This is a genomic window from Klebsiella sp. NPDC088457, from assembly GCF_044900465.1.
Classification (GTDB): Bacteria; Pseudomonadota; Gammaproteobacteria; order Enterobacterales; family Enterobacteriaceae; genus Klebsiella.
This window is the reverse complement of sequence record NZ_JBJDNH010000085.1, coordinates 1-7,755: the sequence shown is the minus strand read 5'-3', so window position 1 is coordinate 7,755 and position 7,755 is coordinate 1. Positions and strand designations below refer to the sequence as shown.

Annotated in this window: 6 protein-coding genes and 3 pseudogenes; 5 read left to right on the top strand and 4 right to left on the bottom strand. The window is 50.4% G+C overall.

What is annotated here, in order from left to right; translation table 11 throughout:
• Nucleotides 1–91 precede the first annotated feature (91 nt).
• A pseudogene (locus tag ACI2JR_RS27455) lies at nt 92–352 on the top strand (integrase core domain-containing protein); the annotation flags it as partial.
• 79 nt (nt 353–431) lie between these two features.
• The gene (locus ACI2JR_RS27450) at nt 432–713 is read left to right on the top strand and encodes an abortive infection family protein (RefSeq protein ID WP_462480004.1); all 282 of its coding nucleotides are present in this window, start codon (nt 432–434) and stop codon (nt 711–713) included.
• 155 nt (nt 714–868) lie between these two features.
• On the opposite strand, the gene ACI2JR_RS27445 is transcribed toward ACI2JR_RS27450, so the two are convergent.
• The 3 genes from ACI2JR_RS27445 to ACI2JR_RS27435 form a co-directional block, all read right to left on the bottom strand.
• Nucleotides 869–1,198, bottom strand: a complete 330-nt coding sequence (locus ACI2JR_RS27445) for a hypothetical protein (RefSeq protein ID WP_462480003.1) — start codon at nt 1,196–1,198, stop codon at nt 869–871.
• A gap of 318 nt (nt 1,199–1,516) precedes the next feature.
• Nucleotides 1,517–2,716: an MFS transporter gene (locus tag ACI2JR_RS27440; protein ID WP_462480002.1), complete on the bottom strand. Its 1,200-nt coding sequence runs from the start codon at nt 2,714–2,716 to the stop codon at nt 1,517–1,519.
• Between the two features lie 35 nt (nt 2,717–2,751).
• A complete protein-coding gene (locus ACI2JR_RS27435) occupies nt 2,752–4,461 on the bottom strand; it encodes a hypothetical protein (RefSeq protein ID WP_462480001.1) in 1,710 nt (569 codons plus the stop codon).
• Nucleotides 4,462–5,228: 767 nt separating this feature from the next.
• On the opposite strand from ACI2JR_RS27435, the gene ACI2JR_RS27430 reads away from it, so the two are divergent.
• Nucleotides 5,229–5,477, top strand: a complete 249-nt coding sequence (locus ACI2JR_RS27430; RefSeq protein ID WP_462480000.1) for a hypothetical protein — start codon at nt 5,229–5,231, stop codon at nt 5,475–5,477.
• A pseudogene (locus ACI2JR_RS27425) lies at nt 5,474–5,991 on the top strand (hypothetical protein); the annotation flags it as partial. The gene ACI2JR_RS27430 and the pseudogene ACI2JR_RS27425, both read left to right, overlap by 4 nt.
• Before the next feature lie 704 nt (nt 5,992–6,695).
• Here ACI2JR_RS27425 and ACI2JR_RS27420 read toward each other — a convergent pair.
• A pseudogene (locus ACI2JR_RS27420) lies at nt 6,696–6,908 on the bottom strand (type II toxin-antitoxin system HigA family antitoxin); the annotation flags it as partial.
• A 50-nt stretch (nt 6,909–6,958) separates the two neighbouring features.
• On the opposite strand from ACI2JR_RS27420, the gene ACI2JR_RS27415 reads away from it, so the two are divergent.
• Nucleotides 6,959–7,444 carry a cytoplasmic protein gene (locus tag ACI2JR_RS27415; protein ID WP_462479999.1) on the top strand — a complete coding sequence of 162 codons (486 nt, stop codon included), beginning with the start codon at nt 6,959–6,961 and terminating at the stop codon, nt 7,442–7,444.
• Nucleotides 7,445–7,755 lie beyond the last annotated feature (311 nt).

Sequence of the window (7,755 nt, the reverse complement as noted above, 5' to 3'; positions counted from 1 at the left end):
TAACTCTTCAGGATAACGCTTACCGCTCATGGGCACCTCTCTTTAAGTCATCTTAAATGACTCTGAGGTGTCTGTTAAACCTGTGGCGATTCAAACGAAGGCGATGTCCCCGCAGACCAACGGTATCTGCGAGCGGTTCCATAAAACAATACTGAACGAATTTTATCAGGTAACGTTCCGTAAAAAGCTGTACGGCGATCTCGTTACTTTACAGTCGGATCTTGATGAATGGCTGGCTCACTATAATAATGAGCGAACCCATCAGGGAAAAATGTGCTGTGGGCGGACGCCGATGGAAACGTTACTTGATGGAAAGCGCATCTGGGCTGAGAAAAATTTAGACCAGATGTAATCTGACAGATACCTGTATAAATAACCGGTAACTGTCAGATCGGGTCTGAGCTAATACACTTCATGCTTCATTAAGACAAATGTGTGCCAACCATGTAATTGCGACCAATAGTACAAATGATAATGTTCCAGGCTTGCTTTCCCTGATAACTGCACATCTCAAAGACCAGCCTGATGATGGAAGAAATGAAGATGTTTTTAAAATGTTGAGATCATCTGCCGCAATACTTCATGGGATCAATAACCTGCGCAACAATTATAGCATGGCCCATCCTACTCAAACTTTGCTTAATGAAGCCGATGCGCGTTTTGCCATAAATCTGGTTCGTTCCATTATGACTTATATTGATGAATTGCTTTAATTTTAAAAAAAATGAGGCGCACAGCGAACAGATAGAGCATCAAGGAAGAAGTGAAATACGGCCAGAATTTCTCATTCTGGCCGTATTCTTATTATTTAACAATTGATGATCACCGTATCGTGATCTCGGTCACCACCTTTGCCGTGAGGTGATGATTACCGTAGCCGTTCTATCTCTTTGTCCCAATATCGAATTTCGTTCTGTAATAGCTGGTATCTGGAATTAAAATCGCTGGATTCTCGACCCTCATCGACTTTTTGGTAAAAACGTTGTTTAGCGTCTGAATCCAGAGTATCCCACATCATCGAAAATGCCGCCCCCTGCGCCTGATTCTTCCGGCGCTCAGCAAAGTTCCGTTCTGAGCGCTTTGTCGCATCCACGTATTCAAACGCTAATATGCAGAACATCAAAAACGTCGTCACTACGACAATGATCGGGGCGCTCAGCTTGAAATAGTAGATGGCAACTGCATCAAGAATAATCACTATCGCCGTGTATATAAGCGATATGAGTAATGCTTTAGATAAACTTCCCATACGTTGGTGCTAAACCTTATCGGTGAGTCCGGTATTGATAGGGGTAGTATACACAAACCTGTTGTAAGCATTCCGACAAAACGAATCATTTACTTTTAGAGGTCTTCCGAATACTTAGGATGTCCGCTACAGCTCATAGCTGCCAATCAAGTATGTGAGTCGAGAGTACCTATGAGGTAGATTTACCAGTAACTGGTACGCCCGTCACCTGCCCCTCCCCCTTCCTTACGGAAGGGGGCTTCTCAAAAAACCAGGACTGAACGACGTTCAGGAACCGTCTCCAGCAGGACGTGAAGCCGTCCCTCCTTCTCTCCTCATCGCCAGGCTGTACTGCCAGGTGGATACCAGACATATCAGTAAAACCGGTATCATCATCAGACCAAGCAGCTTCCAGCCCAGTAAGGCCAGAATCACGCCCGCTCCGGATGTGGCTATCGCGGAGAAAACAAAACGGCTGGTTTCGGCCAGCCCCTGCGCTTTTTTTCGCTCATTATCACGATAAGACAGACTGAGCAGTGTCGAACCACCAACAAACATAAAATTCCATCCAACCCCGACGAGAAGCAGACTTAAACTGTATGCCAGCATCGTTTCCCCGCACAGGTTTACCGCGATAGCGGTCAGGTTGAGCGCAATCCCTGCGTACAACAAAACGGTGAGACCCAGTTTTCGTATCAGGAGGCCGGTAAACAGTGAAGGCACATACATCCCCAGCAGATGCAGCTGAATAACCAGCGCACCGTCATTCATTGAGTGGTGGTGCGTCACAGAAAGAGGGGCCGCCGTCATCAGAAACAGCATGACGAAGGAGCCAATAACCAGGTGAAACCAGGCTGTACGATAATCCGGACGGTTCATTAACTCCCGGCAGGTTGGTGATTCACCCTGGATCGCCCGGGTCCCCGGTGAAGGAGAGTGACTTCCTGAACGGTCAAGGAACAGAGCCAGGTTAAGCGCAGACAGGATACCCAGCCCTGCCACAACGAGATAAACACCGGAAAAGCGAGGGAGTCCGGGGATATCCCGCGCAATAATCGTCAGCAATGGCCCGAGGATCGCAGCCACAACACCGCCAATCATAACCAGAGAAATTGACTGCGCTTTCACTTCCGGTGGGGAGTGATCGGCAGCAACCAGACGATAGTACTGACTGAAAGCCTGATAGATCCCCACAAGAAAGCAGCCGGTACAAAAGAGTAAAAAACTGCCTTTCAGTACCGCGAGAAAAGACAGCAATCCGCCCACGGTACCGCATAACGAACCGAGAATAAACGCGAGTTTTTCTTTTCCCCGCCCAATCATGCCGGCCGCAAACATACTCGAGAACGCGCCGGCGACAGTAATGAGGGCAAACGGGATCGTGGCCAGCTCGCCAGAAGGTGCCAGCTGATAGCCCACCAGGGTGGCAATTGTCAGGTCAACAGAAACGGCACAGGTAAAAAACAGATTGCTGACTGCAAGTATCACAGGGATCCTGCCTGGTATATATCGCATGGGGCCTCCTACCGGGATGAACTCAACGACAGTAAAGCGAAAGAATCATCGGTTAAACGCTGCGTTAACTCTTCGTGGCTGATGTCGGGAGGGACAAAAAAAAGGGGAGACTGCTCGCGTCCGGTCGGACTGACTCCGGTATATCCGGCTGCGCGAACCTCTCTTTCCAGACGTACATCCAGCAGGAACCCGTTTTGTGTAGGCTCCAGAACCGCCACACCATGCCAGGGGACCCGGGAGGAGGAAGGCGAGATCTGCACAGAGTAATGCCCGTGTATCTCATCTTTACGGTGTATCGACATACGCAGGGTTTCCGGGAACAGGGAACGCACATCATCGAAACCGGTCGTATTTTTACCTGCAGTATTGCTTTCATACGCTGCAACGTATCTGGCAACCGCCTGCAGCACCTGATTCAGGATCACCCGTCTTAATAACTCATCATCTCCTTTCCGGGGGGTATAAATATTTTTCATGAACTGACAGTAAAACTCACCGTAATTAAGCGACTGCTCCCGTGCATATGTTTCAAGGAGTGGATAGGGAATCGCAAAGAGAAGGGGTTCAAATAGCTGCTGGAGACGGGGATCCTGCTCCCGTAACGTCGTAAGAAAAGCCGCCCTTCCTGCTGCCTCGTACAGTCCTTCAGACTCGCTGACACACGCCATCAAAGCATTAAGTTTGGAGGAATATTCAAGATCATTAAAAAACCGGGTTTTCCATGATAAATTATTCTGGATATCTTCATAGCGGATAAGAGACAGTAACTGATTATCCATATTGACGTTTTTCATAAAAGCCAGAAGATCGGTGCGATAGTCCCGTATCATTTTTCGGTCAAGCATATCGAAACACGGATATCGATATTCATCCTGAACAGCATAAATATGTACCGGCGTAATGTCCGTCTGTATCCAGTGCCTGAACTGTACAGGAGTCATTTCAACATCTGAAAGCAGCAGTAAAAATGCAGAGAGATGTTCCGGGCATGCATAATTCAGGCATGTGTCATTCTGCAGTAGTGAGCGTATGAATTTTCGCCGGCGAATGTACTCCTTCCCGGAAAATTTATGCCTCAACGCCTCTTCAATAAGAGACATGGCCTCACCGCGTTGACCTGATGAACGTTCTCCGTCTTGCCGTAACAATGTCCTGGCATCAGTACCCTGTGCCTGGAGTGTATCGGATACAGAATGAGCCATGTTAAACAGGCGGAGCTGGACCTGCCGGCAGCTGTCAGCCAGGGCATAAAGTAGACTCAGGGTGAAGTACTCTCCCAGGTCCGGTAATAAGGAGTCATGTTTCAGAGGTGACGGTGTCCGGAAAGGTAACAACAATATGGAGAACGTCACCCGACCGGAGGAGTCAGTCTGAATATCTTCCACCCGTTGTGCTCGAGCCTGTGCGCTGAGGGTCCCTCTTCTGATTAGCCGGGATGTCATGACTTCTGTAATAATCTCGCGGAAATCACAGGGATTGTCCTGACCTGCCCGTGAGAGATTACGCAGTGCATTATTTGAGATTCTGTCTGTCAGTTGTTTAATCAGAACACCATATTTATTACTTATCCATTCCTGAACTATATGATCAGGGACAATATAGTGTTCTTTTGACGGGATTTGTTCAGGGAGCGTCTGTAATATACCAAATGTTGAAGCACTTTCATCTGTATGATATTCGTCATGACTGGCCATAAAATGACATAATGCAGGTTCCATAATGATTACCTCTCCATTGCGTGAAAAAAAGATAAAGCAAGAATGGTGCCATTAAAAAAACGCATTTAGCCCGTTATGCTCAAGGTTTTCGCACTATCATTGAGCAAAAAAGTTGCACTGGTGCAACACAGTTAATTTCACAACGTTATTATTGGTAAATTAAATAATCAAAATGTTATCAGATTTTTAATTGAATTTAAAAAAACTGGTCAGGGAAAAGTTCATTTAATTTCAGGACACCACCTGATAGTGAAGCTGAAAGGGAGATACTACTCTTATTCTTAATCGGTTTGGCAAGTATAACTACCCCGGCGTTTAGGGGGCCTTAACTACCTCCCCTCTCAACTGCAAGCACCTTTTCAGTTTCAGGAATGACCAGAAAGTATAAATGCTCAGCTCCAGCATGCTTCGTTTCATTACTTCATAATAGTGGGCTTCATCTGCGAAATGAAATCTCCAGACGAGTTGAGTCTGTGCCTGTTCACAGGTCCAATGCCGCAATGGTGGCGTGGTTCTTGATCCCCGCTCACAGCGACGAGTCTGTTAATGCAGAAAAATCAGGATCCGACTCAGACAATTTTCGGATCCCGGGAGAGGAAAACCGGCAAAGGATATGATAATTGCACGATAAAAATAAAATAATACTGAATGTGATATTTGTCATTAATATGAAAATCATATCTGATATGATATTTCCAACTTAAATAAATAATCATTCATGAGATGGATTTTCACTTAACCGGACTTTATCAGACGGAGCGGGCAGGATGGATGACGAAATGATGTTTTCGCTCAGCTATGAGCAAATGACGCAGATGGCAGAAGAGGAAATAAACCAATGCGATTTTCGCAGGGATGGCACCCATTATGTCTGGGAAGTGAACAAGGCTCATGACATCCTCCGCTTCTGGTATCTCCTGGCGCTGCGCGGACACACGGGCCTGGCCACCACACGGGTCGAAGCAGACTATAAACGGCTAAAAACGCTCATTTCTCAGAGGAACGAGGGACAATGATGCGGGAAAAATCCCGACGTCCGTCGCCGCTGCAGCGGCGGGTGCTGATTGTGCTGGCCGCCCTCGATGCAAAACGTCCGGAGCCGGTGGCGACGCGCGATATCGAGCGGGTGCTGGAGCAAGGCGGGGACGTCCCGGTGTACGGGCCGAACCTGCGCGCCTCCTGCCGGCGCATGGAAGCCGCGGGCTGGCTGCGCACCCTGCGCGCCCCGAACCTGCAGCTGGCCGTCGGGCTGACGGACGCCGGCAGGGCGCGACGGCAGTCCGGGTTCTGCCCCTGGTCCCGCCTGTCCAGGCTGATGAGGCTGACGACCGGCCGGTGGCGCTGGACAATCGCTGGCACCTGGTGTGCCGGGGCGACTATGTGATCCGTCTTGACGGCACCACCTGCCTGCAGCTGTGGAATGCGGCCGGGCAGGTGACACGCCTGGAAGGCGATCCCCTGCAGGTCGCCACCTGGCTGCAGGCCTGCCACGATGCGGGGATTGCGGTCCGAGTGCAGATCAATGAGAGCGCCGCGCCGGAGGCGGGCACGCGGAACGTTACCGCGCCGGCGGACCTGACCGGCACCTGGTACCGGCAGCTGGCCGCCGGGGAACGGACGAGAGATGACTCACCAGAGGAAGGGATGAGAATGAACACACCCGACACGACGGAACGGCGTGGCGCCATCAGAGTGCCGGCAGTCCTTCGCCGGCACGGTGAAAGCGGCGCGGCCGGAACGGTCGCAGCAAGCGCTGCCGTTGACCCTGACCTCAGACATCAGACACTAGCCGTCAGGCCCGAAACCGCCTGCGGGTTCGGCGGAGCCCGGCAGGTGCGAAGCAGCTGCCCTGGCGGAGTGTGGCTCGACGACTGGACAGCGCAGCTGGCCGGGAGCCGAAGGTGTCCAGTGTGGGTATGCTTTTAAAGCCTTTAAGGGTTAAAAAGAGGCATAACAGCAGGGAGAAGAAGAGGAAGCAGGCAGACAGCAGGCAGGGAAGACGCGGAAAGGAAATGCGGGCGGCGCGTCAGCGCGGCCCGGTTTTCCCGGCGCCGCAGGCGCGCGGCCTTTTTGCCCGTCTCGTAGGCAGGACGGCAGGTTTAAGACAGCTACTGTGCGATCGCAGCGTTTCATTCCCTGCATTAAACTCTCGCCATGCAATCATGCCTTCCTGCAGTTCACTAAATACGTCTCGCTCTTTCATCTGTGCCCTCTTCGCCTGCTCTGTTCCGGTATCAGTCAACAAACATCGAGACCGGGATTTGAAATCGATTTGCCAGCGCCCGCATGTGATCAAGGGTCAGACTGCGTTCACCACTGAGGATCCGGCTGACGAGCGATTTTTTACCTATCTCGTTTTCGAAATCGGACTGTGAAAGCCCGTGTTGCTGCATAAGAACCCGCAGCAACGATACACCGTTTTTGCCTGCTTCGATGCGCGTATTAAATTATTAATGCTAATGTATGCATCCATTAGCATTAACAACCGGTGCATAAAATGGCTCAGGAATCCCGGATTGAACAGTCTCGCGCTTACTTTTACCGCAACTTTACGTACACAATCGAACATCTGACCCGGGATTATCAGGCTGAACTGCAGCGTTATTCTGATGATTCGTGGGAACTGCCTCAGCGAGCCGCACGCCTCAGCGCAGCAGTTAAGCGCTATAAAACGTACCGGATGCTGAGTTTTATTTTTGAGATAGCTGACAGCATCGATCTGGACTTAACCCCGCTTATTGTAAAGCGCCTTTGTATGCGCCTTTTCGGCCGCTCGGGTAGCCAGGAAATAATTGTTGCCACTTTTGGGCAGAAGGGTCGCCAGCACCGCAGCCGCGATAATACGCCTGCCACCCTGGATGAAATAGCTTCCCGCTACCGTCTTGCCGCATACTCCTGTCAGGCCTCCACCCTGAGTGATATTGAAAGTGTGAAAAAGCACTATCAGACAGGCATCCGTGCAGCACGGAACAAGGAAAAATAACCTTTCCCGGTAATAGCTAATGGATGCGTACATTAGCATTAACATGAATAGAGGGAGGGAAAAGGGGCTACCTCCCTGCTCTGTTCCCCGCAGGGGAACTGCCCTTCCCGAAAGTTAAGGCGTGCGGTCGCATCGGGAAGGAAAAAGGGGCTACCGGCGAACGGTAACCCCTTCATAAAGGCGCTTCAGGCTTGTCAGACATCATCTCCCCTGAATGGCGGGGGCTTCCCCCCGCCGGGGTTAGCTACTTAGCGGATTCGTAAGCCAGAAAAGCCGCCACCTCCCTGTTCGAGAACCTGTACCAGAATTAA